We start from the raw sequence: 25,633 nt of genomic DNA on the forward strand, positions 1-25,633 counted from the left end.
CCTCCAGCCAGCGGTCGGGCAGCGGGCCGCGCGCGTGGCCGACCGCCTTGAGCCAGTGACCGCGGGCGGGATCGCTCAGCTGCGAAGCTCGATCCAGGTCGCGTGGGCGATGGCGAGCACGCCGCCGTCCCCGTCCACCAGCGCGGAGCCCGTGTGCTTCTTGCGCCCGTCGAGCGAGCGCGTCCAGCTCATCACGGCGTGCGGCACGCCCGCCAGGGGCAGCCGGTCCACCCGGGCCGCGATCCGCCCGAGCAGGTGCGGCGCACCGCCCGGCTCGGAGACCGGCGCGCTGCTCGGGCAGTCGAGCGCCGCCCAGACGAGCTCGCGCGACGACTGGCCGGGTGTCCAGCCGACCGCCCAGATCCCTTCGCGGCCGGCGACCGGGCCGCACAGGCAGTGCAGCCCGTCGTCGCCGCGCATGGGCCCGCAGCCGAAGCAGGTCGGAAACGGATGCTCGTGGGCCAGCGGCGTCGCCGCCCCCGCCGCGTGCGCCGCGGCCACGTCCACCACGGCAGGAACGTCGATCTCCAGCGCCTCGAGCGGGCGCCCCGACGCGACGACGTCATCGCCGTCGAGCAGCCGGACCGACCCATCGGCGTGGCGCTCCACGCGCAGCTCGCGATCCAGGGGCGGCGGGCGCAGCAGCGTCACCTCGACCGGGCCGTCGCCGGCGAGCGCCGCCACGCGTCCGGCGGTGTAGCCGCCGTTCGCCGACGCGGGCGGGCCGTTGAACCGCGCCGGCAGCACCACCGTCTCAGCCAACGGTCGTCAGCTCCTTCGTCAGCGTGCTCAGCACCTCGTGGCCGTCCTCGCGCACGACGACGAGGTCCTCGATGCGCACCCCCACCGCGCCGGGGATGTACACGCCCGGCTCGACCGTGACGATCTGCCCGGCGGCGAGGGTCGCCTCGCTCGTCGTCGACAGCCGCGGCGCCTCGTGGATGTCGAGCCCGACGCCGTGCCCGAGCCCGTGGCCGAAGTGCTCGCCGTGCCCCGCCGCCGTGATGATCTCCCGGGCGACCGCGTCGACCTCGCGTCCCGTCGGACCGGGCCGCACGGCGGCCAGCGCCGCCATCTGCGCGTCGAGCACCAGGTCGTAGACCTCGCGGTCGCGCGGATCGAGCTCGCCGGTGGCGAACGTGCGCGTGCAGTCCGAGCAGTAGCCGTCGAGCCTGCAGCCCCAGTCGATGACGACAAGCGTGCCCCGCGGGATCTCGACGTCGCGCGGCACGGCGTGCGGCAGAGCGCCGTGGGCGGCCGCCGCGACGATCGGCGGGAAGCTGACGCCCTCGGCGCCCCGGCGGCGCTGCTCGAACTCGAGGTCGAGCGCCACGTCGCGCTCCGTGCGCCCCGCGAGACCGCGCGCCACGACCGCCGTCAGCGCCTCGTCGGCCAGCCGCGCCGCCGCGCGGATCTTGTCGATCTCGCCCTCGTCCTTGATGGCGCGCAGCTCCTCGACCAGGCCGCCGGCGGCGACGAGCTCCACCTCGTCGGGCAGCATCTCGCGCAGCCGCTCGTGCGAGCGGACGCTGAGCGTCGCGTCGTCGAAGCCGATCCGCCGCGCCTGCTCCGGCACCAGCCGGGCCAGCGCCGCCAGGAGGTCGGCCGGCGCGATCTCGCGCTCGAAGGCCTCCGCCACCTGCTCGGCGGACTGGGTCAGGTAGCGGAAGTCGGTGAGGAACCGCCGCAGCCCCGGGGCGACGATCGCCGCCGCGTTGGAGCCGGTGAACCCGGTCAGCCAGCGCACGTTGACGAGCTCGGTGACGAGCAGCGCGTCGAGCTCGCGCTCGGTCGCGCGCGCCTCGAGCCGGTCGGCCCGGTCCGCGCTCATGCGCTGAGCTCCCGCCGGATGCGCTCCAGGGCGACCCGGTAGCCGTCGACCCCCTGGCCGCTGACCGTCTCGACACAGAGATCCCGGATCACGGACACCTGACGCCACTCCTCTCGGCTCGCCACATCGGAAAGATGCACCTCCACGGCCGGCAGCGCCGCGATCTCCAGTGCGTCGCGGATCGCCCACGCGTAGTGGGTCCACGCGCCGGGGTTCAGGACGATCGCGTCGGCGACGCCGTCCAGGGTGTGCAGGTGCTCCACGAACCGGCCCTCGTGGTTGGTCTGGAAGAAGCGGGTGGTCAGCCCGAGCGCGTGCCCGAAGTCGCCGATCGCCCGCTCGAGCTGCGCCAGCGTGAGGGAGCCGTAGTGGCCGGGATCGCGGCGGCCGAGCTGATCGAGGTTGACGCCGTGCATGATCTCGACGCGGTTGCGCGGCATCAGACGGCCAACTCTTCCACGGCCGCGCGGACCACGTCCGGCTCGACGACCTGGCCGTGGCGCACGTCGCCGGGCCCGCGCACCAGCACGAACGGGACCGTGTCGCCGACCCGCTTCTTGTCGCGCTGCATGACCTCCAGCACGGCCACGCGATCGACGCCGGCGGGAAGCGCCACCGGCAGGCCGGCCCGCAAGAGCAGCTCGCGCACCTGCCCGCGCAGGTCGCCGAGGCCCGACAGCCGCAGCGCGGCGAGCAGGCCGAGCCCCACCGCCTCGCCGTGGCGCAGCGTCCCGTAGCCGGTGGCGGTCTCCAGCGCGTGGCCGATCGTGTGCCCGAGGTTGAGGATCTGGCGCCGGCCGCCGTCGCGCTCGTCGGCGGCGACCACGGCGAGCTTGGTCCGCGCGCAGTCGAGCACGGTCTCCTCGTCGTCGAAGTGCCCGGCGGCGACGCGCTCCCACAGCCGTCCGCCGGCGATGAGCGCGGTCTTGACGACCTCGGCGCGGCCGGCGGCGAGCTCGGCCTCCGGAAGCGTCTCCAACAGCCCGACGTCGACGAGCACGCCCGCCGGCTGGTGGTAGGCGCCCACGTAGTTCTTGCCCTCCGGAAGGTCGACGCCGGTCTTGCCGCCGTAGGCCGAGTCGACCTGCGCGACGAGCGTCGTCGGGACCTGGACGACCGGGATGCCGCGCTGGTACGTCGCGGCGCAGAACCCCGCCACGTCACCGACGACGCCGCCGCCGAGCGCGACGACGTGGTCGCCGCGCCCCGCGCCCGCCCGCGTCAGCTCGCGCTGCAGGCGTTCGAACGTCGCGAGCGTCTTGTGCTCCTCCCCGGGCGCCATCGTCAGGCGTGCCGCCGGCGAGCCGATCCGCGCCCCGTGGCGCCCGCCGACCGTCTCGTCGCTGATGACGAACCGGCGCCCGCGCGCCGGCCACGGCCGCACCTCGAGCGCGCGACGGCCGATGAGCACGGGGTAGCTCGCCGATCGCGCGGTCGCCCACAGCAGCCGGACGCCCTCGCCGAGCTCGAGCAGCCACGGCGTCGCGCGGCGAGCGGTGCCGCGCTCGCGCCCCGGCAGGATCGCGTCGGCCAGCGCCAGGTACAGCGACTCGCGCGTCGCGTAGAGCCGCTCGAAGGCGGCCCGGTCGCGGGCCAGCGGCCGGCCGCGACCCGACGCCCGCGACCACGCCGTCTCGACGTCCACGTCGATGAGCACCGCGGTGTGGCGGGCCAGCGCCGCGCGCGTCGCCTCGCTGAGCACGGCGCCGCCGCCGAGGGAGATCACGTCGCCCGCCCGCGCGCGCTCGAGCAGCTCGACGCACAGGCGCTGCTCGTGCTCGCGGAAGCCCGCCTCGCCGAAGCGGTCGAACGCCTCCTGGACGGTGCAGCCGAGCCGCTCCTCGAGCATGCGGTCGGTGTCGAGGGCGCGCACGCCGACCGAGGCCGCCGCCTCGCGGGCTGCGGCGGACTTGCCCGCCCCCATGAAGCCGATGAAGACGAGCGCGCGGTCGGGTGCTACCGCCGCCACCCGATGCGCTCCTCGTAGGCGCGGACGGCCTCGCGGACGTCATCGATGTGGTCGCCGCCGAACTTGCGCCGGTACGCGTCGGCGAGCACGAACGCCACCATCGCCTCGGCGACGACGCCGCCCGCGGGCACGACCGACGAGTCGGTGCGCTCGCGCAGCGCCTGGGCCGGCTCGCGCGTGGAGATGTCGACCGAGCGCAGCGGCTTGGTCAGCGTCGGGATCGGCTTCAGCGCGCCCTGGATGATGAGCGGCTCGCCCGTCGTCATCCCGCCCTCGAGCCCTCCGGCGCGGTTCGTCTCGCGGAAGTAGCCGCGATCCTCGCTGTAGAAGATCTCGTCGTGAGCCTCCGAGCCCGGTGCGGCCGGCAGGTCGAAGCCGTCGCCGAACGCGACGCCCTTGCAGGCCTGGATCGAGCAGACGGCCTGCGCGAGGCGGCCGTCGAGGCGCTCCTCCCAGGAGACCGACGAGCCGAGCCCCGGCGTGGCGCCGAACGCGCGGACCTCGAAGATCCCGCCGATCGACTCGTTGGCCTTGCGCTGTTGGTTGATGTGGGCCACCATCGCGCGCGACGCCTCGGCGTCCAGGCAGCGGACCGGGTCGTCGTCGACGCCGGCGAAGTCCTCGGGACGCACGGGCCGCGCGGGCGAGCGGATCGGCCCGACCTGCACGACGTGGCTGAGCACCTGGACGCCGAGCGCGCGCAGGAACGCCTTCGCCAGCCCCCCGCCGGCGACTCGGGCCGCCGTCTCGCGGGCGCTGGCCCGTTCGAGCACGTTGCGCACGTCGGTGTGGCCGAACTTCCAGACGCCGACGAGGTCGGCGTGGCCGGGCCGCGGGAGATGGACCTCGCCCACCTCCGCCTCGACCGGCCACGGGTTCATCCGCTCCTCCCAGTTGGCGTAGTCGCGGTTGACCACCTGCAGCGCGACCGGCCCACCCATCGTGCGCCCGTGACGAACGCCCGCGGTCACCTCGGCGGCGTCCTTCTCGATCTTCATGCGCCCGCCGCGGCCGTGGCCGAGCTGGCGCCGCGCCATGTCCGCGTTGAGGACGTCGCGGTCGAGCTCGAGCCCGGCGGGGAGCCCTTCGACGATCGTCGTCAGTCCCGGACCGTGCGACTCGCCGGCCGTGATGAGGCGCAGCGTGCCCATGCGGTCACGCGGCCTGATCGGGCGGGTCGTCGTCGCCGCGCCCGGAGCCGTGGTGGACGGCCTGGGCGTTGTGCTCCGGACCGAGGCGCCGGCCGCCGCCCTCGCACCAGGGGCAGACGATCTCGGTGGGCGTGCCGCCCAGGCGGGAGATCACCTTGCCCGTCCCGCGGCAGGCGGAGCAGGGCACGCTGGTGGGTGGGTCGATGGTCGCCATGGCCGCGGCGAGAGTACCTTGGTCGCGTCCCGGCGCGCGTATCGGCCCTCGCCGCGGTACCGCCGCCGCGCCTGCGGGCACCGCCGACGGCCGCCCCCGAGCCCTCCGCCGCCGCTGTCGCGCGGCATTGGGCGGAGAGTGCGGTTATCCGCACCGCGGGCGGCCGGTTGGCCCCGGTTGACGGTTCGCGGCACGTGTGAAACGTTGACTACCTCAAGCGTTTAGCTCCTCGAAAGGCAGCAACAAGTGACATCCGCAACCACCGCGCGTGACCGCCGCTGGCTCGCCCTCGTGCTGCTGGCGGGCGCGCAGTTCCTCGTGGTGCTCGACGCGACCGTCGTCAACGTCGCGCTGCCCCACATCCAGCAGGACCTCGACTTCTCGCCCGCCAACCTGCAGTGGGTCGTCAACGCCTACACGCTGACGTTCGGCGGCTTCCTGCTCCTGGGCGGCCGCGCCGCCGACCTCTTCGGCCGCCGCCGCGTCTTCATGGCCGGCATCGGCCTGTTCGCCGTTGCCTCCCTGGTCGCCGGCCTCTCGCAGTCGGAGGGCATGCTCATCGCCGCCCGCGCGGTGCAGGGCCTCGGCGGCGCGATCATCTCCCCCGCCGCGCTCTCGATCGTCATGACGACGTTCGCCGAGGGCACCGAGCGCAACAAGGCGCTGAGCGTCTGGGGCGCCGTCGCCGGCGCCGGCGGCGCGGTCGGCTCGCTGCTCGGCGGCGTGCTGACGGACGCGGTCGGCTGGGAGTGGGTCTTCTTCATCAACGTCCCCGTCGCGGCGGCGATCCTGTTCTCGGCGCCCGCGCTGCTGGCCGAGTCGCGTGCCGAGAGCGACCGCGAGGGCTTCGACGTCGCCGGTGCGGTGACCGCCACGGGCGGCCTCGCGCTGCTGATCTTCACGCTGGTCAACACGACCGAGCACGGCTGGGGGTCGGCGCGCACGCTCATCGGCTTCGCCGCGGCGCTCGTCCTGCTCGTCGCGTTCGTCGTGCGCGAGACGACGGCGCGCCATCCGCTCGTGCGCCTGGGGATCCTGCGCAACCGCACCCTGGCGGCGGCGAACGGCACGGCGATGCTCGCCGTGGCCGCGCTGATGGCGATGTTCTACTTCCTGTCGCTCTACATGCAGCAGGTCCTCGGCGCGTCGGCGATGCGCACGGGCTTTCAGTACCTGCCGCTCGCGGTGACGATCTTCGTGACCGCCGGGCTCGCCTCGACGGTCGTGGCGAGGATCGGCGTGCGGGCCACCCTCACGACGGGGTTCGTGCTCGCCGCCGGCGGCCTGCTCTGGTTCTCGCAGATCTCCGCGGACGGCACGTACCTGGGCGACGTGCTGTTCCCGTCGCTCCTCGTGGCGATGGGCATCGGCCTGTTCTTCGTGTCCGGCACGATGGCCGCGACGGGCGGCGTGGCGGCGCACGAGTCGGGGCTGGCCTCCGGACTGCTGAACACCTCCCAGCAGGTGGGCGGCGCGCTCGGGCTGGCGGTGCTGGCGACGCTGGCCGCAGAGCGGACGACGAACGCGCTGTCGGACGGTGCCGCGCAGGCCGCGGCGACGGTCGAGGGCTTCCAGCTCGCGTTCCTCGTGGGCGCCGGCTTCGCCCTGGCCGGCGCGGTGCTCGCGGCGCTGTTCGTCCGCCCGCCGCGCGCGGCCGCCGAGCCGGAGGGCGAGCCGCAGCCGATGGCCGCGTAGGGGGCCGGGGGCGGGCCTAGCCTGTGAGGGGTGGGACATGACGGCCGCTACGCCCCCTCGCCCTCCGGGCCGCTGCACGTGGGCAACCTGCGCACGGCGCTGCTGGCCTGGCTGTTCGCGCGCTCGGCCGGCGCCCGGTTCGTCGTGCGCGTCGAGGACCTCGACCGCGGCCGTTCGCGGCCCGAGCACGAGCGCGGCCAGCTCGAGGACCTCGCCGCGATCGGCCTGGACTGGGACGGCGAGGTCGTGCGCCAGTCCGAGCGCGGCGCCCTGTACGCGGCGGCGATCGGGCGCCTCGACACCTACCCGTGCTTCTGCACGCGGGCCGAGATCCGCGATGCGGCGTCGGCCCCGCACGGGATGCCCGGCCACTACCCGGGCACCTGCCGCGAGCTGACCGCCGCGCAGCGCGCCGAGCGCCAGGCGCAGGGACGGCCTCCGGCGCTGCGCCTCCGGGCGGGCGGGGCGCGCGTTGCGTTCGAGGACCGGGTGATGGGGCAGTACGAGGGGGTGGTCGACGACGTCGTGGTGCGCCGCAACGACGGGACCGCCGCATACAACCTCGCGGTCGTGGTCGACGATGCCGGCCAGGGCGTCGGCGAGGTCGTTCGCGGCGCCGACCTGATCGGCGCGACGCCCGCCCAGATCTTCGTCGCCGATGCGCTCGGCCTGCCCCGCTGCTCCTACGCCCACGTGCCGCTCGTGCTCGCCGCCGACGGCACGCGGCTGGCCAAGCGGCACGGCGCCGTGACGCTGGCGGACCGCCGCGCGATCGGCGAGAGCGTCGCCGAGGTGCGCGCCCGCCTGCTCGAGTCGGCCGGCCTGCCCGGGGACCTCGACGAGGCGCTCACCGCGTTCGACCCGGCCGCGCTGGCGCGCGATCCGGCGGTGTGGACCGGCGAGGCGGTGCTGCGGTGATCCTGAAGTTCACGCGAACGTGGCTGCCGGCGATCGTCGTCGCCGCCGGCGTGATCCTCTGGCTCATCGACCCGTCCGTCGACACCGCCGAGGGAGCGGCGGGGATCATCGGCGCGGGGCTGTCGATCTGGCTGCTCAACGTCCTGTTCCGCATCGGCGTCAAGGGCGACGCGGAGCGCGACGCCGAGCTCGAGGCGCGCGACTACTTCGACCGCCACGGCCACTGGCCCGATCAGGCCCCGAAGCAGCCGGCGGACCCGTCCGGGGACGGCGGCAACGGACCGGCGAAGCCGGGGTCGCCGCACCGCGATGCGCGCACCGCGCCGCGCGCGCGGCGCCCGCGTGATTGATTTCCCGCCATCGCCACGTTGCCCCTGCCCACCTTCGCCCTCTCCGAGCTCGCCGATCAGTCGCGCGCGAGCGGGCGCCTGGCGATCGACACCGAGTTCATGGGCGAGGGCCGCTACCGCACGCTGCTGTGCCTCGTGCAGGTCGCCGTCCCGGCCGCCGACGGGGTGCGCATCGAGGTGATCGACCCGCTCGACGACGACGTCGACCCCGCGCCGCTGGCCGCGGTGCTCGCCGATCCGGACGTCGAGGTCGTCATGCACGCCGCGCGCCAGGACGTCGCGCTGCTGCGCCGCGTCTGGCGCACGGAGATCACGAGCCTCTTCGACACGCAGGTCGCGGCGGGCTTCGCGGGCCTGCGCGCCCAGGCGGGCTACGAGTCGCTGCTCGGCGACGTGCTCGGCATCCGGCTGCCGAAGTCGGCGAGCTACACGAAGTGGGACCGCCGGCCGCTGAGCGCCGAGCAGGTCGCGTACGCCCGCGAGGACGTCGAGCACCTCTTCCAGCTCGCCGACGCGCTCCAGGACCGGCTGCGCGAGCGCGGCCGGCTCGAGTGGGCACGCGAGGAATGCCGGTTCCTCGAGACGGTCTCCGACGAGCGCGACCTCGACGCGATCTTCGACCGGCTGCCGCGCATCGCCGGGCTCGACGCCCGGTCGCGCGCCGTGGCGCGCGAGCTCGTCGAGTGGCGGGAGTCGCTGGCCGCCACGCAGGATCGGACGGTGCAGAGCGTCCTCGCCGACGCCGCTCTGGTCGAGATCGCCAAGCGCAAGCCGGACTCGCGCAAGGCGCTCGAGAACATCCGCGGCATCAACCCCGGCAACCTGCGCCGGCGCGGGGACGACATCCTCGAGGCGGTCGCGCGCGGCCGCGACCGCGAGCCGATCCCGTTCGAGGGCGAGCGCCGTCCCGCGCCGCACCCGGGCGACGCCCCGCTCATCGCGCTGTCGGAGGCGCTCGTGCGCACCCGCGTCGCCGACTCCGACCTCGCCTACGAGCTCGTCGCGTCGCGAGCCGACCTGCAGGCCATCCTCGCCGGCCTGCGCGAGGGCGCCGACGCGGACGTCCGCACGCTACACGGCTGGCGGCGCGAGCTCGTCGGCGACGAGCTGCTCGCGCTGCTGCGCGGCGAGCGCGCGCTGGCGATCGACAGCGATCTGAAGGTCCGCGTCACCGAGCGCTGAGCGCGGCGGCTCGCATGACCTCGAGCGGGGCCGTGCGGCCCGTCCAGCGCTCGAGCGACAGCGCGCCCTGCCCGACGAGGATCTCCAGTCCGTCGACCGTCGGGTGGCCCTGGGCGCGGGCGGCGCGGACGAGCGTGGTGCCGCCTTCGCGGTAGACGAGGTCGACGATCGTGCCGAACCGGTGCAGCTCGTCGAGGTCCACCGGGGCGGCGCGCTCGTCGTGCAGGCCGACCGTCGTGCAGTTGACGAGGATGTCCGCGGGCTCGGCCTCCGTTACCACGCGGATGCCGAGGTCGACGGCCAGGCGGTCGGCGCGCTCGCGCGTCCGGTTGAGCACCGCGACGCCGGCGGCGCCCGCCTCGCGCAGCGCCCAGGCGGCGGCGCGGGCGCTGCCGCCGGCGCCGAGGACGAGGGCGGTGCGGCCCTCCGCCGGCTCGGGCAGCGACGCGAGCAGGCCGGGCGCGTCGGTGTTGCCGGCCTCGATGCGGCCATCGTCGTGGAAGGTCAGGGTGTTCGCCGCGCCGATCGCCTGGGCGGCGGGCGTGGCGTCCGTGGCGAGCGCGAGCGCGGCCTCCTTGTGGGGCACGGTCACGTTCGCCCCGGCAAACCCGGCCCCCGGCAGGGCGCGGACGGCCCGCTCGAAGAGCTCCGGCGGGACGGGCAGCAGCTGGTAGCGCCAGCCGGCGAGGCCGAGCGCGGCGAGGGCCGCGTTGTGCATGGCAGGCGAGCGGCTGTGGCGCACCGGCCAGCCGAGGACGCCGAGCAGCGGCATCAGCCTGCGCGCCCCACGGTCAGCAGGTGTCGGGCGACTTGCCGCCGTTCTTCGCCCGCGCCTGCTCGTAGCGCTGGACGTCGCGCTGGAACTGCGCGTTGGTCGACGAGAACGCGTGCTCGCCGCACGTGCCCGGCTTGACGACGTAGTAGATGTACTTCGCGCTCGCCGGGTCGGCGGCGGCCTTCATCGACGCGAGGCCCGGGTTGCCGATGGGCGTCGGCGGCAGCCCGCGCCGGGTGCGCGTGTTGTAGGGCGTGTCCTTCTGCAGCTCCGAGACGCGCAGCGGGCGGCTCCACTGGCCCAGCTCGTAGCGGGTCGTGGCGTCGATGCCGAGCGGGATGCCCTGCTTCAGGCGGTTGTAGATGACCGCGGAGATCAGCTCGCGCTCCTTGGCGACCTGGGCCTCGCGCTCGATCATCGAGGCGATGATCAGCACGTCGTAGGGCGTCAGGTTCCTGCGCTTGGCCTTCGTCATCGAGATCTCGTCGAAGTTGCGCTTGAAGGCGTCCAGCTGCAGGCCGACGAGGCGGCCCGCGGTGGCCTGCTTCTCCCCCATCTCGTAGGTCGCGGGGAACAGGAAGCCCTCGAGCGTCTTCGTCGACCGCGGCGCGCCGTAGGAGCGCGGGCTGAAGCCGGCGTGCTTGTCGGAGGCCGCGAGGTAGCTGCCGGAGACGCCGGCCTTCTTGGCGAGCGGCGCGGTCTCCTTGCGCGAGAGGCCCTCGGGGATCGTCACGTTGATCGTGGGCGGCGCGACGGGGTTCTGCGTGAGCTTGTCGATCGCGGCGCCGTAGCTCATGTCGTGGGCGAGCTCGAAGCGGCCGGCCTTGAGGTCGTCGCGTTTGCCGGCGACCTGCGCGCGCAGGTCGAAGAAGAAGCCCGACGAGACGACGCCGCGGTCGGCGAGCAGGTCACCGACCTCGCGGGACGTCGCGCCGCGCGGGACGTTCACGACGACGGTCCCGTCGCCGTCGCCCTTGAAGGGCTGGAAGAGGCTGAAGATGAACCACAGGACGAAGGCGACCGCCAGCAGGGCGAGGACGGCGAAGATGCGCTTGATCCACCGCCGACCGGACCGGCGGGCGGGGCCGGTCGCCGGGCTGCGCCGCGGGTCGGGCGGGGTGTACCGGCGGCGGGGCGGCGTCGGGAGCGGGCGCGCCGACGACCTGGCGGGCATCGGCGGCGCCGTGCGGTCGACGTCGGCGATGGGCGGATCCAAGGCCGGGGGCGGCGTCGTGACGGCCTCTGCGCGGTGCTCGGCGGTGACGGGGTCGGCGGGCGGCTCCGGCTCGGTGGGCGTGACCGGGTCGGGGTCGGGGTCGGGCGCCGGCGGCTCGGCCGCCTCCGTCGCGGGCTCGAACGGCGGCTCGGGCTCGGCGGGCGGCTCGGGCTCGACGAGCGGCGGCTGCACGGCGGTCGGCGGCTCCTCGGCGGCCGGCGGGTACTCGACCCACGCCTCCTCGGCGGGCGGCGGCTCCTCGGGCGGCAACTCGTCGGCGGCCGGCGGGTACTCGACCCACGCCTCCTCGGCGGGCGGCTCCTCCCACTCGCTCTCGAGCTCCGCCACCGACTCGACCGGGTGCGTGCCCTCCTGATCGACCGGCTGTGACGGCAGGTACGGCGGCGCCTCGTCCTCGACCTCCATCTCGTCCGGCCGCGGCGGATCGGGCAGCCCGAGCCGTCGCGCCTCGCGCAGGCGCCGCGCATACTCCCGCTCAGCGGGCGTGCGTTCTCCTGAGGAATCGGATCGGCGAAACAGAGGCATGACAGCGACAGCGTCGCGCGCGGAGCGGCGGATCGGTGACCCGCGCGGATGGGTCAGGCTAGATGATTGGTCCTATGGCCGTCGTGCTCGGATGTGGGCACCGTGGTTGCCGTGCGCCGCGCAGCGCGTGCGGCCGAGTGCGACGGTCGCGGGATCAGTCAGCTGGATGATCGCCAGGACCGTGCGCCGCCAGCCAGTCCTCGAGCAGCACCGCGGCGGCCCGGGAGTCCTCAGACGAACGCGACGATCCGGACCGCTGCGCGATGCGCGTCGTGAAGCGCTCGTCGTACAGCTCGACCGGCACCTCGGCCCCCAGGCGGCGCTCCAGGCGCTCCGCGAACGCGCGTGCCTCGGCGGTCTGCGCGGAGTCGCCGCCCGACAGCGACAGGGGAAGCCCGACCACCACGCGTTGGGCGTCGGTCTCGCGCACGACGGTCGCGATGCGGTCGAGGCCCCGGCGCGTCGCGGCGCGGGTGACTGCCTCGAGCGGCGTGGCCAGCGTGCCCGTCGGGTCGCTCACCGCCACGCCGCACCGCGCCGAGCCGTAGTCGAGCGCGAGGACGCGCACCGAGCCGGGTGGCCTCAGCCGCCGAGCCGCCGCTCGATCGCCTCGCGGGCGACCCCGAGCGCCTCGTCGAGCTTGCCCGGATCGCGGCCGCCGGCCTGCGCCATCGTGTCGCGCCCGCCCCCGCCACCGCCGGTCACCTCCGCGGCCAGGCGCACGATCTCGCCGGCCTTCACGCCGCGCTCCACGAGCGCCGGCGCGACCGAAGCCACGAACATGACTTTGCCGTCGGCCGCCGCGCCGAGCACGACCGCCGCGTCGCCGAGCTTCGGCTTGACGCGATCGAGCACGTGGAGCAGCGCCTTGTTGTCGGCCGCCTCCACCCGCGCGGTGAGCACCCGCGCGCCGTCGACCGCCTCCGCCTCGCCGAGCAGCGCCTCGACGTCCACGCCCGCGCCCGCCGAGGGCGCCCCGCCCTTCGCCGCCGCCTTCGCCTTCGCCTGCAGGTCGGCCAGCTTCGCCGGGACGTCGTCGGGACGGGTGCGCAGCATCGACGCGACGTCGCGCAGGTACGCGTCGTGGCGGCGCAGCAGCGCGATCGCATCCCGTCCGGTCACGGCCTCGATGCGCCGCACGTTCGCGGCCGAGGAGGTCTCCGCCGTCACCCTGAACGCGCCGATCTCGGCGGTCGAGCGCACGTGCGTGCCGCCGCACAGCTCGCGCGAGAACGACCCGTCGCCGACCTCGACCATCCGCACGACGTCGCCGTACTTCTCGCCGAACAGCGCCATCGCGCCCTTCGCCTTGGCCTCGTCGAGCGTCGTCTCGCGCCACTGGACCGGCCAGTTCTGCACGATCCACGCGTTCACCTGGTCCTCGACGGCGTGCAGCTCGTCCGGGCTCAGCGCCGAGCCGTGGGTGAAGTCGAAGCGCAGCTTGTCCGGGCCGACGTAGGAGCCGGCCTGGCGGACGTGGCCGCCGAGGCTCCGGCGCAGCGCGGCGTGGAGCAGGTGGGTCGCGGTGTGGTTGGCCATCGTCGCCAGCCGCGTGTCGCGGTCGACGCGCGCGTAGACCCGCTCGCCGGGACGCAGCTGCCCGCGCTCGGGCTCGACCAGCACCGCCTGGTCGTCGCCGATGCGCACCACGTCGACCACCCGCGCGCGGCAGTCCCCGTCGGCGCACTCGATGACGCCCGCGTCGCTGATCTGCCCGCCGCCCGCCGCGTAGAAGGGCGACTCGGCGAGCTTCACCGCGACGTGGCCGTTCTCGGAGCCGACCCGGGTGACCTCGGTGCCCTGCTCGAGCGTGTCGTAGCCGGTGAAGCGGGTGGGCGCGAGCGATGCGCCCGTGCCGAACAGCGACTCGAAGCCCGCGAGCCCCCCGGGGCGCTTGCCGCCCGACCCGGAGCGCGAGCGCTCGCGCTGCTCGGCCATGAGCGTCTCGAAGCCCTCCTCGTCGGAGCCGAGGCCCTCCTGGGCGAGCAGCTCGCGCGAGAGGTCGAACGGGAAGCCGAACGTGTCGTGCAGCCGGAAGAGGTCGTCGGCGCCAACGCCCTCCTCGCCGTTCTCGCGCGCCCGCGCGACGATGTCCGAGAGCATCCGCGTGCCCTGCTCGAGCGTACGGCCGAACGACTCCTCCTCCGCGCGCAGCCACTTGTCGATGGACTCGCGCTGCTCGTGCAGCTCGGGGTACGCCGCGCCCATCAGCTCGGTGACGCGTTCGGAGAACCGCGGCAGGAACGTGCCCTCGATGCCGAGGCTGCGGCCCTGCTGGATCGCCCGGCGCATGATGCGGCGCAGCACGTAGCCGCGGTCCTCGTTGGACGGCACGACGCCGTCGGCCACGAGGAACGTCATGCCGCGCGTGTGGTCGGCGAGGATGCGCAGCGCGCGATCGACCTCGAAGGACTCGCCGTACGTCCGGCCCGACAGCTCCTCGCCGAGCTGGACGAGCGGCAGGAACTGGTCGGTCTCGAAGACCGTGTCGGTCCCCTGCTGGATGACCGCCATGCGGTTGAGGCCCAGCCCGGTGTCGATGTTCTGCGCCGGCAGCGGCGTCAGGTCGTTGACCGGGTCCTGGTTGAACTGCATGAACACGAGGTTCCAGTACTCCAGGAAGCGCTCGTTCTCGCCGCCCGGAAGGTCGTCGGGCGCGCCCCAGTCCAGGCCGCGGTCGTAGTACAGCTCCGAGCACGGGCCGCACGGGCCGATCGGGCCGGCCTGCCAGAAGTTCTCCGAGCGCGGGCACAGCACGATGCGCTCACGCGGTACGCCGACCGCCTCCCACGCGGAGATGGCCTCCTCGTCAGGCCCGAGGCCGAGCTCGTCGTCGCCCTCGAAGACGGTGATCCAGATCTGCTCGGGGTCGAAGCCGAAGCCGTTGAGGGAGAGGTCCCACGCGAACTCGACGGCGCCCTGCTTGAAGTAGTCGCCCATCGAGAAGTTGCCGAGCATCTCGAAGAACGTGAGGTGGCGCGTGGTCGTGCCGACGATGTCGATGTCCGGCGTGCGGAAGACCTTCTGGCAGCTCGTCAGGCGCGGCGCCGGGGGCGCCTCCTGGCCGAGGAAGTACGGCTTGAGCGGGTGCATGCCGGCGGTGGTCAGCAGCACCGAGGGATCGAACGCGGCGGGCACGAGCGATGCGGACGGCAGGCGGCGGTGGCCGCGCTGCTCGAAGAAGGACAGGAAGGTCTCGCGGATCTCGTCGGACGTCACGTCTCCGAGTCTAGGTCCCGGCGGCCGCGGGCAACACTGCGGTCATGGCGCGCACGTTCGTCGATCGGCTGGACCATGTGGCCGGTGCCGGCATCGAGGGGACGGTGCGGCTCAAGCACCGGCGGCGGCTGGCCCGCATCGGCCAGGTCTCCGCGCTCGACCCACCGCGCGACGGGTCGCTGTGGGCGGCCGCCGCGGCGCCCCGGTCCGGATGCGCGCTGGACGTCCTCATCGACGGATCCGAGGCCCTCCCGCGGATCGCCGCCGCCCTCGAGGGGGCGCGTTCCCACGTCCACGTCGCGGGCTGGCACGTCACCCCCCGCTTCGGCCTCACCCGTGACGACGGGGCCCGGCGCCTGCGCGACGTCCTCGGCGAGCTGGCCGAGCGCGTGGACGTCCGCGTCCTGCTGTGGGCCGGGGCGCCGCTGCCGGTGTTCAAGCCGACGCGCTCGCAGGTGCGCGAGGCGCGCGACGAGCTCGTGCGCGGCACCCGGATCCGGTGCGTGCTCGACGCGCGCGAGCGGCCGATGCACTGCCACCACGAGAAGCTCGTCATCGTCGACGGCGAGGTCGCGTTCGCCGGCGGCATCGACCTCACGACGCTGGCCGGCGACCGCTTCGACACCCCGGAGCACCGGGTGCGGGCGGGACTCGGCTGGCACGACGCCGGAACGTGCCTGCGCGGGCCCGCGGTCGCAGACGTCGCCGGCCACTTCGCGGCGCGCTGGGGCGAGGTCGACGGCACGCCCGCGCCCGTCCCGAGCCCGCCGCCCGGTCCGGCCGGCGACGTCGAGCTGCAGGTGCTGCGCACCATCCCCGAGCGGGTGTACGACTTCGCGCCCCGCGGCGACTTCGGGATCCTCGAGGCCTACACCCGCGCGCTGCGCGCCGCCCGCTCGGTGGTCTATCTCGAGAACCAGTTCCTGTGGTCGCCGGAGATCGTCGCGATCCTGCGCGACAAGCTCGCCCATCCGCCGAGCGACGAGTTCCGCCTGGTCGTCCTGCTGCCGTCCCGGCCGAACAACGGCGAGGACGACACGCGCGGGCAGCTCAGCGTGCTCGCCGACGCCGACGACGGGGCGCACCGGTTCCTGGCGACCACGATCTCGTCGCGCACCGGGCAGGTCACGAGCCCGCTGTACGTCCACGCGAAGGTCGGCATCGTCGACGACCGCTGGCTCACGGTCGGCTCCGCGAACCTCAACGAGCACTCGCTGTTCAACGACACCGAGGTCAACGTGGCGACGACCGATCCCGCGCTGGCGCGCGACACGCGGCTGCGTCTGTGGGCCGAGCACCTCGAGACGACGGTCGAGGCGGTCGGCGGACCGCCGCATCGGGTGGTCGACGAGCTGTGGCGGCCGGTCGCGGCCGAGCAGCTGGCCCGGCGCCGCTCGGGCGCCCCGCCGACGCACCGCCTCTGCGAGCTTCCCGGCGTCTCGCGCCGCGCCCGCACCATCCGCGGGCCGCTGAAGTCGCTGGCCGACGACGGGTGACTGGACGAACGTCGGTCGGATCGCGGTCCCGGCGCCGGTAGCGTCACCCGCGTGCACGTCGCCCACGCCGTCCGCCACGCCGCCCTCACCGTCGCCGTCGCCGCCGTGGCCGTCCTCGGCGGCGCCGCGTCCGCGAGCGCCCAGGATCTCGGTCCCGGAGGCCGCGCCTACGCGTGCTGGCAGACCTTCGCCAGCTACGGGCCGATGGGGCAGCTGAGCGGCTTCAACCGGGCGCAGCGCGGCGTGCTGCACCTCTACGCGACCGAGACGCTCGTCTACGAGGTCAGCAACGCCGCGGGCTTCCTGCCGAAGGGCTACGCCCGCACCGGCCGCTGGAGCTGGGACGGCCGGGAGCTTCGCTTCACGAGCGGCCCGTACCACCAGCGCCGGGCGGGCTGGGACCTCGCCGGGACGTACCACCCGGACGGCGTGCGCATGCCGCACGATCGCCGGCGCGGCCGGCGGTACCAGATCGTCCTGCGCTCGATCATGCGCCATCCCGCCGACGACGCGCCGCCCCGCCACGAGGGCCGCGACTTCATCATCACGTACTGGTACTGCCGCGCCCAGGGATGATCAGAGGGCGGCCTGCAGCACCTCGCGCGCGACCGGCGCGGCGGCCGTCCCCCCGAACCCCGCGCCGACCAGCATGACCGCCACCGCCACCTCCGGACGGCCGGCCGGGGCGAACGCCACGAACCAGGCGTCGGCGTCCTTCGGATCCGACGAGTTGGGCCGCAGCTCGGCCGTGCCCGTCTTGCCCGCCACCTCGACGCCCGGGATGGCCGCCGCGGTGCCGGTGCCCGAGCGCACGACGCCGAGCATCATCTCGCGCACCTGATGCGCCACCTTCGTCGAGACGGCGCGCTTGCGTACACGCTTCTGCAGGCGCGACAGGCGCGGCGCGGCGCGCACGCCGCCGGTCGCGATCGTCGCCCCGACGCTCGCCATGGCCAGCGGGGTGGCGAGGTCGCGGTCCTGGCCGATCGCCGCCGCGCCCACCGCGAGGTCGTCGGGCAGCTTCGACGGCGGCGAGATCGTGCTCGGCTTGGCCGCCGGGATGCGCGGCTCCTCGTTGAACCCGAACCGCTCGGCCGCCGCCACGAGCTTCTTCGCGCCCACCTTGGCCCCGAGCGGCGCGAACACGGAGTTGCACGACTCGATGAACGACTCGGTCAGCGTGCCGCCGCACGACTCGCCGCCCGCGTTGCGCAGCTGCGTGCCGGACAGGACCGCTGCCGTGCGGACCGGGTACGTCGTCGCCGGCGTCGCCTTGCCATCCTCGAGCGCCGCCGCCGCGGTGATGATCTTGAACGTCGACCCGGGCGGCTGCGGAGCGGACACCGCGAGGCCGGCGAGCGCCAGCACCGCACCGTCGCGCGGCCGGATGACCGCCACCCCGCCGAGCCGGTCGCCGAGCGCGTTCGCGGCCCGCGCCATGAGTGCGGGCCGGATCGTCGTGTGCACGTCGCGGCCCTTGGCCGCCTTCGTGCGGGCGATGACGCGCTTGCCGAACAGCAGGCGCTCGGCCGGGTGGCCGGCAAGGCGGTCGTCGAAGATCCGCTGCAGGCCGGTCGGCTTCCCGCCCTCCGCGCCGGGCCGCCCCGCGATGGAGGCGCCGAGAGCCGTCGCGTCGAGCAGCGTGCCGTCGGCGGCGATGATCTCCCCCCGCGAGACCGGCGTGCCCGACCGCTTGTGCACCGCCTCGCCCGCGCGCAGCCCGGGCAGGCGCAGCATCGGGTCCCACTCGACGCCCGCATCCTTCTTGGACCCCTTCACCGGGACCTGCACCGTGCCGCGCAGCTCTCCGAAGTCGGCCGTCGTGACGACCACCGGCACGGCGATGTGGCCGTTGGCCTCGTCGCCCGGCGTGCCCGCCCGCAGCTCGCGAACGCCCGCCGCCCGGTACGCGCGCCGGTACGACGCGGCGAAGTCCACCTCGGGCGCGCGCGCCTGCGCCGCCGGGGTCAGCGCCTCCCACATCCCGTGGCGATCGCCCTTCTCCCAGGCGGTGACGAAGCTCGCGGCCGCCTGGCGCCGGTCGTCCTGTGCCGACGACTTCGTGCGCCACCAGATCACCCCGCCGACGACGCCGGCGATCACCGCCAGCACCAGCAGCGCGCCGATCAGCGCCCGCAGCATGCTGCGCCAGCCGCCGCCCGGGCCCCGGGACCGCCGGCGGCGCGCCGTGGCGCCACCGCCCAGGAGCACCGAGCCGGCCCGCGGGGTCGGGGCGGAGTAGCGAGAGCGTCGGCGCGGCATGAGGACCCCCCGTTCTAGCGTCCCGCCGCCCCGCGTGTCGCAGGTTTCGGCCCGCGGGACGCCCTCAGCGCGGCCGCGGCATGTCGAACAGCCGGTCCACGACCGCATAGTCGCCGAGATAGCCGCAGCGCGCGATCGGCCGCAGCGCCGCCGTGTCGACCTTCCCGTCGGCGACGAAGCGCTCGTCGAGGTGCACCCCGACGACCTGGCCGATGACGAGGTGCCGGTCGAGCTCGCGGCCCTCCACGTCGCGCAGCTGGACGGTGTGCACGACGCGGCACTCGAGCGCGCACGGGCTCTCGGCGACGCGCGGCGGCTCGACGAGCCGCGACGGCGCCATCGTCAACCCGGCGTGGGCGAACTCGTTGACCCCGCGCGGGAGAGTCGCCGACGTCGCGTTCATCGCCTCGCGCAGATCCCAGGTCGCCAGGTTCCACACGAAGGCGCCGCCCTCGTCCGCGAACGTCGCGGAGTCCTTGCGGCCGTCGCTCGAGAAGGCGAGCATCGGCGGGCCCTCGGAGACCGCGTTGAAGAAGCTGTACGGGGCGAGGTTGACCGCGCCGTCCGCGCCGACCGTCGAGACCCAGCCGATGGGCCGCGGGGCGATGATCGCCTTGAACGGGTCGTGCGGCAGCAGCTCGCGCGGCCGCGCATCCGGCTCGTAGAACAGCACTACGCGATCGTCGCGTGCCCGAGCACGCGCTCGCCCGCCATGAACACCGCGGCCTGCCCGGGCGCCGCGCCGTCGAAGGCCTCCTCGAGCTCGACGACGTCGCCGTCGAGCCGGCACGCCACCGGCCGCGAGCGGTAGCGCAGCCGGACCGTCTCGACCTCCTCCGCCGGCCGGTTCAGCCGCACGCCGCGCAGGCGCACGCGCGTGGTCGCCAGCTCCTCGCGCGCGCCCACCACCACCGTGTTCGTCGCCGCGTCCTTCGCGAGCACGTAGCGCGGCTCGCCGCCGCCGAGGCCCAGGCCCTTGCGCTGGCCGACCGTGTACTCCGCGTGGCCGCGATGACGCCCGAGCCGGCGGCCGGCGGCGTCGACGATGTCCCCGGGGCGGGCGCGATGGCCGCCGTGGCGGGCGAGGAACGCGGCGCGTCCGGTGCCGGCGAGGAAGCACAGGTCCTGCGAGTCGGGCTTGCGCGCGACCGGCAGCCCGGCGTCCTCGGCGAGGGTGCGCACCTGCGGCTTGGCCAGCTCGCCGAGCGGGAAGCGCATCCGGGCCAGCGACGAGCGCGGCACGGCGGCGAGCACGTAGCTCTGGTCCTTGGCCGGGTCGGCCGCGACGCGCAGCAGCCCGTCGCCGTCGAGGCGCGCGTAGTGGCCGGTCGCGAGGGTCTGCGCCCCCACACGGTCGGCGAAGTCGAGCATGGCGTCCAGGCGCACCGAGCCGTTGCACCGCACGCACGGGTTCGGCGTCAGCCCGGCCTCGTGGTCGGCGAGCCACGGCTCGACGACCCCCGCGCGGAACTCGTCGCGCAGATCGAGCGTGAAGTGCGCGAGCCCCATCCGGTGCGCGAGCGCCCGCGCGTGGCGGACCGCGGAGGCCGAGCAGCAGGAGGTCTCGGCGTCGTTCTCGGGCGACGCCCACAGCTCGAGCGTGACGGCCACGACGTCGCCGCCCGCCGCGCCGCAGCGCAGTGCGGCGACCGCCGAGTCGACGCCGCCGCTCATCGCCACGAGCACGCGCCCGGGGACGGCCGCCGCCGTCCCGTCGGCGCGCACCGCCGCGCCGAGCGCCCGGTGCAGCGCGTCCGCCGCCAGCTCCGCGGCGTGGACCTTGCCCGGGCTGAGCCCGCCGAGCTCGCCGGCGATCGTGGCCGCCGACACCCGGCCGGCGGCCAGGACCGGCGCGCCGCGCACGAGCTCCACGGCCGCCGACGCCGCCGCCTGGGCCGCTCCGCAGCCGGACGCGTCGCAGCCCGCGTCGGCCACGCGATCGCCCTCGACCGCCACGGACACGCGCACGAGGTCGCCGCACGCCGCGCCGCCCGCGGCGCCGTGCCGCGCGCCCTCCGGCCGGTGGCCGCGCGGCGCGCGCAGGTACTCCTCGAAGCGCTCGTCGGCCATGCGCCCGAGTGTACGTGCGCGCCGCCGCGCCCGGCTTCTCTATGCGGGCGTCTCCGCGATGTAGCCCTCGTGGGCGTCCTGCTCGCGGGCGTACTCCGGCTGGTAGCGCACGTTGGTGTAGTGCGACGCCTTCTCGGACTCCTCGGCGCGCGCCGCGAGCTCGGCCGTGTCGCCGAAGCCGAGCACCTCGCGCGCCAGCTCGGTCATCGGACCGTCGACCTGGTACTCGGTGCGCTGCATCGTCAGCAGGTTGATGAGGTACAGGGGCGTGCCGTTGAACTTCTCGAACATCTCGTGGCGCGCGCCCCACTCGGTCAGGTAGCGCTCGCTGATCTGCCGGAAGATCGCGATCCGGTCGCGCGCCGTGATCGCCGAGCCCTTCAGCGCGTCCTCGAGCTTGGGCCCGATGTACGGGTCGTCGAGCTCGCGCCGCGTCGGCTGGATCACGACGCCACGCCCGCAGAAGTCGATGAGCGTGTTGACCATCTTGTGCTGGTTCTCGAGGTAGTGCGCGCGGCCGAAGTCGACGAACACGTTGTTCGGCTTGTAGAGGCCGCCGGGGGTCGCGAAGCCCGTCTCCTCGGCGGCGATCATGAACGCGCGGCAGGTCTCGCGGAAGCGGATGAGCTCGGCGAGCTGCGACTGCACCACCGGGCTGCCGGCGGTGCCGAGCGCCTGCGTGATCAGCAGCCCGAGCCCGACCATCAGCTCGGCGTGGACCGTGTGGCGGATCTGCGTCTCGAGGTGCACCCAGTCGAACTGGCGCTGCGGGTACCACTTCGCGTGGTCCGGGTTGCCGACGTGCTGGACCTCCCCCCACGGGATGAGGACGTCGTCGAAGTAGACCATCCCGTCCAGCTCGTCGCCGATCGTCGACAGCGGGCGGTCGTACGGGTCGGCGTCGGGCGTCGCCCGCGACTCGCGCGCCACGACCGTGACCCCGGGGGTGCTGAGCGGGACGAGCGCGTAGACCGTCTGCTCCGGCGTCTGCCCCGGGCGCCAGAGGTTGCCGATCAGCAGCTCGTTGACGAACGGGATCGTCGTCCCGATCGCCTTCCAGCCGCGCACGACGATCCCGTCGTCGTTCTCCTCGACGATCTTCAGCATCGGGGTCTCGGCCATGGCGTCGTCGCGGCCGCGGTCGTACTGGACGTCGAGGAACATCGGCGAGATCGCGAGATCCTGCGTCGTCACGCGCTCCCACTGGCGCTCGATGTTGCCGCGCAGGTCGCGCTCCGGCCCCTGGAAGCGCGAGTTCGCCGCCCAGGGCTCCGGGTCGTCGACCTGCGTGTACATGACGACGTTCATCCCCGCCGGCGGACGGGTGAAGATGCCGCCCTTGAAGTGGCGGAACCAGAACTCGTGGTAGGCCCGCCGGCGCAGCACGTCCTCCTTGGAGCGCGGCAGGAACCAGTGCAGCGACTGGCGCTCGCCGCGCTCGTCGACGAAGGTCAGCACGTCCTCGTGCGCGGTATCGAGGTGCAGGTCGTAGTACTCGGCGATCGCCTGCGCGTAGCCGCGGGTCTTGGGATGCGTCGTGACGTCCTCGATCAGCTCGCCGCCGACGTACACACGACGGCCGTCGCGCAGCGACGCCAGGTACTGCTCGCCCGTCCTCATGCTGGCTCTCCTCATGCCGAGACTGTTCCGGCGGGATGCTGAGCGGCGGCCGTTAACCAGCCCGAAATCAGCGCCGCAGCGCGACGAGCAGCTGCCGGGTGGACGGCGACGGCTGGGTGCCCAGCTCGCCGAGCGCCCGCCGGCAGCGGCGGTACGCGGCGATCACGCGGTCCTCGTCGCCCGTCGCGCCCGCGATGCGCATGACCAGCCGCCACGCGCTCTCCCGGAACGGGTCCGCCGCGAGGGCCGCCTCGACGAGCTCCTCGGCCTGCCGGTAGCGGCCGGTGGCGAACGCCAGGTGCGCCGCCTCCACGCGCGCCTCGCCCACGAGCTCGACGAGCCGCTCGCGCCGCTCGTCCGCCCACGGTGCGGGGATCGCGGGGAGGTACTCGCCGCGCTCGGCGATCGCCAGCGCGTCGAGGATCGCGGCGAGCTGCTCCTCGCCCTGCAGTCGCGCCGCCTCGCGCAGGCGCCCGGTCAGCTCGTCGGACTCGCTGCGCAGGTCGACCTCGGCGTCGAAGCGCACCTGGCTGCCGTCGAGGCACGGGCCGACGCCCTCGGGCAGCACCTCGCGCAGCCGGTGCACCGCCTGGCGCAGATAGGCGCGCGTCGACTCGTCCGAGCGCCCGCCGAACAGCGCGTCCAGCAGCCGATCGCGGTCGGCGGCGTGGCCGGGCGCCGCGGCGAGGTAGGCGAGCAGCGCGACGCTCTTGGCGATCCGCGGACGCACCTCGTGCCCGTCGACCTCGATCCGCGCCGTCCCGAACTCGGCGAGCCGGATGGTGGTGCGCGCAGGCAGGTCGATCGCGACCCCCTCGGCCATGAGCGCCCGCCCGAGCTCGTGCCAGCGCGAGTCGGCGCCCGCCTCGGCATCGAGCCGGCGCGCGACGACGGCGGGGAAGTCCGCCAGCGCCTGGAGGAGGTGGTGGTTGGAGCCGTGCCTCGTCGCCGCCTCGAGCGCCAGGTCGGCGGCCGCGTCGGCGCCGTCCTCGTCGCCGGCGCGCCAGCGGGCCTCGGCGAGCAGGATCGCCGCGGTCGGCAGCTCGATGATGCGGCCCGACGCGCGCATGCGCTCGACCGCGCGCTCGAGCACCGTCAGCGCCTCGGCGCCGGGCGAGCGCATGAGCAGCGCCAGCCCCCGCCACGTGTCGGACTGCTCGGCGAGGAACCCGTAGCGGCCGCCGACCGGGTCCGCGTCGACGGCGTCGAGGATGGCGAGCGCCGCGTCCGGGTCGTGGCACAGGCGCAGCTCGAGCCTGGCCTCGATGAGCCGGTTGAGGACGTCGAAGACCAGCGAGCCGCTGGCGCGGATGTCCTCGCGGCCGCGCAGGAGCACCTCGCGCGCCTCGGCGACGTCGCCCACGTCGATGATCAGCTCCGGGCCGACGATGCCGTGCATCCACGCCGGCGCCCAGGCCCTCGGGTGGGCGCGGTAGAGGTCGAGCGCCTGGTCGGTGCGCCCGCTCGCCCGCAGCGACCCGACGCGCCACGGCGTGGTGACCGCCTCGGCCCACGAGGAGGCCGGCGACTGCCCGGCCTCGCGGACGAGACCGTGGGCGTAGTTCACGCGCCGGACCAGCGCGTCGAGCGGGCCGCCGCTCAGCGCCGGGCCCTCCGGCGGCACCGGCGAGCCCTCGTGGTCGACGAGCCGCAGCAGGTAGTGGAGCGCGTCGACCTCGGGGCTCGGCTCAGCGGCCGCGACGACCGCGCGGGCGTCGGCGTCGCGCCCGAGGTGCCAGTAGCACCACGCCAGCAGCGCCGCCGCCATCGACGACGTGCGGGCCAGCCGCTCGCGCTCTCCCGCAGCGTCCAGCCGGTCGCCCAGCCGTCCGCCGCGGCGGTAGTCCTCGCCGCCGATCGCCAGCATGAGCTCGGCCACGGTGAGCGGCCCGAGCGGCGGGGCCACCGGCGCGACCTCGTCGAGCAGGCGCTCGGCCACCGCGAAGTCCAGGCGCTCCACGACCGCCTCGACGACCGCCTCGACGGCGGGCAGCGCGCGCTCGCGCTCCCCCACGCGCAGGAACTGCTCGGCCGCGTCCTCGTGGTGGCGCTCGGCCATGAGCAGGTCGCCGTAGGCGCAGCGCAGCGCCCGGACGTCCTCGCCGCCGCGGCGCTCGAGGCGCTCGACCAGGTACTCGCGAAAGCGCGGGTGGCAGCGCATCCGCAGCCCGCCGGGCTCCCAGACGACGGGCAGGTGGCGCGCCCGTAACGCGACGAGCCTGTCGCCGGCGCCGGGCTGCCCGAGGGCCTCCGCACGGGCCGGGGTCACCTCGTCGAGCAGCGACGTCGCCTCGAGGAAGTCGCGGTCGGCCGGCTCGAGGTGGCCGAGGATCTGCGAGGCGAGGTAGCCGGACAGGGGGTCGGCCTCGCCCCCCGAGCCGGGGACGTGCTCGGCCGAGCGCCACGCCTCGAAGAGCACGCCGGTCACCCAGCCGCCGGTGACCTGGACCGCGTGGGCGGGGTCGACGGTGTCGATGCCCCCGCGGGCCAGCGCCTGCGCCGCCTCCGCCTCGGTGAACGCCAGCGCGCCCTCGCCGATCGCCGCGGCGCGTCCGAGCGCGCCCGCGGCCCCCAAGTCGAGCTGGACGTCGACGCGGCTGACGAGCACGACGCGCATCGCGGCCGGCGCGTAGCGGACGAAGGCGGCCAGGACCGCGAGCGCCTCCGGCGCATCCGCGAGCCGCTCCAGCTCGTCGACGACGAGGACCAGCCGGGCACCTTCCGCCGCCTCCGCGAGCAGCCCGGCCGCCTCGGCGTGCGGGATGCCGGCGGCGAGCGCCGCGCCGGCCACGTCGCTCGCACGCGGCACCGGCCGCGCGAGCGCCGCCTCCAGGTACGTGAGCAGGCGTCCGGGCGCCGCGTCGGTGTCGTCGAGCGTCAGCCACGCGACCGGGCGGTCCAGCGCGGCGGTGGCCTCGACCACCGCGGTCGTCTTGCCCGAGCCCGCCGTCGCGCAGACCCAGACGAGCGGGTGCGCGTCGACGATCCCGGCCAGCAGGCCGCTCACCCGGGGCCGGGCGACGAGCCGCTCGGAGAGCGGCGGCACCGCCAGCTTGCTCTGGATGACCGAGCGCCGGCCGCGCGACCCTGTTCTGCCGTCCTGGGACATTGGACGCGAT

The 25,633-nt window shown here is 74.9% G+C and carries 21 protein-coding genes; 6 read left to right on the forward strand and 15 right to left on the reverse strand.

Annotated features, from left to right (window positions below; genetic code table 11):
- Positions 1–75: 75 nt before the first annotated feature.
- From DSM104329_RS17735 to DSM104329_RS17760, 6 genes are read right to left on the reverse strand one after another with little or no spacing between them, the layout of a single operon-like run.
- Complete coding sequence (locus tag DSM104329_RS17735; protein ID WP_259311182.1) at positions 76–762, reverse strand: hypothetical protein; 687 nt, start codon at positions 760–762, stop codon at positions 76–78.
- Positions 755–1,831: a M24 family metallopeptidase gene (locus tag DSM104329_RS17740; RefSeq protein WP_259311183.1), complete on the reverse strand. Its 1,077-nt coding sequence runs from the start codon at positions 1,829–1,831 to the stop codon at positions 755–757. Before DSM104329_RS17740 ends, DSM104329_RS17735 begins: the two co-directional genes overlap by 8 nt.
- Positions 1,828–2,271, reverse strand: coding sequence for a type II 3-dehydroquinate dehydratase (locus tag DSM104329_RS17745; protein WP_259311184.1), 444 nt, complete (start codon positions 2,269–2,271; stop codon positions 1,828–1,830). The genes DSM104329_RS17740 and DSM104329_RS17745 overlap by 4 nt, the downstream gene beginning before the upstream one ends.
- Positions 2,271–3,800, reverse strand: a complete 1,530-nt coding sequence (locus DSM104329_RS17750; protein ID WP_259311185.1) for a bifunctional shikimate kinase/3-dehydroquinate synthase — start codon at positions 3,798–3,800, stop codon at positions 2,271–2,273. Before DSM104329_RS17750 ends, DSM104329_RS17745 begins: the two co-directional genes overlap by 1 nt.
- The gene (gene aroC / locus DSM104329_RS17755) at positions 3,788–4,951 is read right to left on the reverse strand and encodes a chorismate synthase (protein ID WP_259311186.1); all 1,164 of its coding nucleotides are present in this window, start codon (positions 4,949–4,951) and stop codon (positions 3,788–3,790) included. The genes DSM104329_RS17750 and aroC overlap by 13 nt, the downstream gene beginning before the upstream one ends.
- 4 nt (positions 4,952–4,955) lie before the next feature.
- A complete protein-coding gene (locus tag DSM104329_RS17760; RefSeq protein ID WP_259311187.1) occupies positions 4,956–5,165 on the reverse strand; it encodes a YuiA family protein in 210 nt (69 codons plus the stop codon).
- A 246-nt stretch (positions 5,166–5,411) separates the two neighbouring features.
- Here DSM104329_RS17760 and DSM104329_RS17765 point away from each other — a divergent pair, with 246 nt between their 5' ends.
- The 4 genes from DSM104329_RS17765 to DSM104329_RS17780 are packed head-to-tail and all read left to right on the forward strand — an operon-like array spanning position 5,412 to position 9,310.
- Entirely contained in the window at positions 5,412–6,860 is a 1,449-nt protein-coding gene (locus DSM104329_RS17765) for an MFS transporter (RefSeq protein WP_259311188.1), read from the forward strand.
- A 30-nt stretch (positions 6,861–6,890) separates the two neighbouring features.
- Positions 6,891–7,778: a tRNA glutamyl-Q(34) synthetase GluQRS gene (gene gluQRS, locus DSM104329_RS17770; RefSeq protein WP_259311189.1), complete on the forward strand. Its 888-nt coding sequence runs from the start codon at positions 6,891–6,893 to the stop codon at positions 7,776–7,778.
- A complete protein-coding gene (locus tag DSM104329_RS17775) occupies positions 7,775–8,128 on the forward strand; it encodes a hypothetical protein (RefSeq protein ID WP_259311190.1) in 354 nt (117 codons plus the stop codon). The genes gluQRS and DSM104329_RS17775 overlap by 4 nt, the downstream gene beginning before the upstream one ends.
- 18 nt (positions 8,129–8,146) lie before the next feature.
- Positions 8,147–9,310, forward strand: a complete 1,164-nt coding sequence (locus DSM104329_RS17780; RefSeq protein WP_259311191.1) for a ribonuclease D — start codon at positions 8,147–8,149, stop codon at positions 9,308–9,310.
- Here DSM104329_RS17780 and aroE read toward each other — a convergent pair.
- From aroE to alaS, 4 genes are all read right to left on the reverse strand, one after another.
- Positions 9,297–10,082 carry a shikimate dehydrogenase gene (gene aroE, locus DSM104329_RS17785; RefSeq protein ID WP_259311192.1) on the reverse strand — a complete coding sequence of 262 codons (786 nt, stop codon included), beginning with the start codon at positions 10,080–10,082 and terminating at the stop codon, positions 9,297–9,299. The genes DSM104329_RS17780 and aroE overlap by 14 nt on opposite strands.
- A gap of 19 nt (positions 10,083–10,101) precedes the next feature.
- Complete coding sequence (mltG, locus tag DSM104329_RS17790; RefSeq protein ID WP_259311193.1) at positions 10,102–11,847, reverse strand: endolytic transglycosylase MltG; 1,746 nt, start codon at positions 11,845–11,847, stop codon at positions 10,102–10,104.
- Between the two features lie 154 nt (positions 11,848–12,001).
- Positions 12,002–12,415, reverse strand: a complete 414-nt coding sequence (gene ruvX, locus DSM104329_RS17795) for a Holliday junction resolvase RuvX (protein WP_259311194.1) — start codon at positions 12,413–12,415, stop codon at positions 12,002–12,004.
- A 14-nt stretch (positions 12,416–12,429) separates the two neighbouring features.
- Positions 12,430–15,066 carry an alanine--tRNA ligase gene (alaS, locus tag DSM104329_RS17800; RefSeq protein ID WP_259311195.1) on the reverse strand — a complete coding sequence of 879 codons (2,637 nt, stop codon included), beginning with the start codon at positions 15,064–15,066 and terminating at the stop codon, positions 12,430–12,432.
- Positions 15,067–15,110: 44 nt separating this feature from the next.
- Between alaS and DSM104329_RS17805 the strand changes: the two genes are divergently transcribed.
- Together DSM104329_RS17805 and DSM104329_RS17810 are read left to right on the forward strand one after the other, a co-directional pair.
- A complete protein-coding gene (locus tag DSM104329_RS17805; protein WP_259311196.1) occupies positions 15,111–16,562 on the forward strand; it encodes a phospholipase D-like domain-containing protein in 1,452 nt (483 codons plus the stop codon).
- A 51-nt stretch (positions 16,563–16,613) separates the two neighbouring features.
- Positions 16,614–17,138, forward strand: a complete 525-nt coding sequence (locus tag DSM104329_RS17810) for a hypothetical protein (protein WP_259311197.1) — start codon at positions 16,614–16,616, stop codon at positions 17,136–17,138.
- On the opposite strand, the gene DSM104329_RS17815 is transcribed toward DSM104329_RS17810, so the two are convergent.
- The 5 genes from DSM104329_RS17815 to DSM104329_RS17835 form a co-directional block, all read right to left on the reverse strand.
- Positions 17,139–18,704, reverse strand: a complete 1,566-nt coding sequence (locus DSM104329_RS17815; protein WP_259311198.1) for a penicillin-binding transpeptidase domain-containing protein — start codon at positions 18,702–18,704, stop codon at positions 17,139–17,141.
- Between the two features lie 184 nt (positions 18,705–18,888).
- Positions 18,889–19,494: a flavin reductase family protein gene (locus DSM104329_RS17820; RefSeq protein ID WP_407655929.1), complete on the reverse strand. Its 606-nt coding sequence runs from the start codon at positions 19,492–19,494 to the stop codon at positions 18,889–18,891.
- A gap of 2 nt (positions 19,495–19,496) precedes the next feature.
- Complete coding sequence (mnmA, locus tag DSM104329_RS17825) at positions 19,497–20,894, reverse strand: tRNA 2-thiouridine(34) synthase MnmA (protein WP_259311200.1); 1,398 nt, start codon at positions 20,892–20,894, stop codon at positions 19,497–19,499.
- Between the two features lie 39 nt (positions 20,895–20,933).
- Positions 20,934–22,514 (reverse strand): 4-hydroxyphenylacetate 3-hydroxylase family protein, encoded by a 1,581-nt coding sequence (locus DSM104329_RS17830; RefSeq protein ID WP_259311201.1) that lies wholly within the window; start codon positions 22,512–22,514, stop codon positions 20,934–20,936.
- Between the two features lie 67 nt (positions 22,515–22,581).
- Positions 22,582–25,623 (reverse strand): BTAD domain-containing putative transcriptional regulator, encoded by a 3,042-nt coding sequence (locus DSM104329_RS17835; protein WP_259311202.1) that lies wholly within the window; start codon positions 25,621–25,623, stop codon positions 22,582–22,584.
- Positions 25,624–25,633 lie beyond the last annotated feature (10 nt).

This window comes from Capillimicrobium parvum (assembly GCF_021172045.1).
GTDB lineage: Bacteria > Actinomycetota > Thermoleophilia > Solirubrobacterales > Solirubrobacteraceae > Capillimicrobium > Capillimicrobium parvum.

What these genes read in the sequence shown, in the direction of transcription:
- DSM104329_RS17740 (WP_259311183.1), bottom strand. Translation starts at nt 1,831, where the DNA reads ATGAGCGCGGACCGGGCCGACCGGCTCGAGGCGCGCGCGACCGAGCGC.
- DSM104329_RS17745 (WP_259311184.1), bottom strand. Translation starts at nt 2,271, where the DNA reads ATGCCGCGCAACCGCGTCGAGATCATGCACGGCGTCAACCTCGATCAG.
- aroC (WP_259311186.1), bottom strand. Translation starts at nt 4,951, where the DNA reads ATGGGCACGCTGCGCCTCATCACGGCCGGCGAGTCGCACGGTCCGGGA.
- DSM104329_RS17760 (WP_259311187.1), bottom strand. Translation starts at nt 5,165, where the DNA reads ATGGCGACCATCGACCCACCCACCAGCGTGCCCTGCTCCGCCTGCCGC.
- aroE (WP_259311192.1), bottom strand. Translation starts at nt 10,082, where the DNA reads ATGCCGCTGCTCGGCGTCCTCGGCTGGCCGGTGCGCCACAGCCGCTCG.
- mltG (WP_259311193.1), bottom strand. Translation starts at nt 11,847, where the DNA reads ATGCCTCTGTTTCGCCGATCCGATTCCTCAGGAGAACGCACGCCCGCT.
- DSM104329_RS17805 (WP_259311196.1), top strand. Translation starts at nt 15,111, where the DNA reads ATGGCGCGCACGTTCGTCGATCGGCTGGACCATGTGGCCGGTGCCGGC.
- DSM104329_RS17815 (WP_259311198.1), bottom strand. Translation starts at nt 18,704, where the DNA reads ATGCTGCGGGCGCTGATCGGCGCGCTGCTGGTGCTGGCGGTGATCGCC.
- mnmA (WP_259311200.1), bottom strand. Translation starts at nt 20,894, where the DNA reads ATGGCCGACGAGCGCTTCGAGGAGTACCTGCGCGCGCCGCGCGGCCAC.
- DSM104329_RS17830 (WP_259311201.1), bottom strand. Translation starts at nt 22,514, where the DNA reads ATGAGGACGGGCGAGCAGTACCTGGCGTCGCTGCGCGACGGCCGTCGT.
- DSM104329_RS17835 (WP_259311202.1), bottom strand. Translation starts at nt 25,623, where the DNA reads ATGTCCCAGGACGGCAGAACAGGGTCGCGCGGCCGGCGCTCGGTCATC.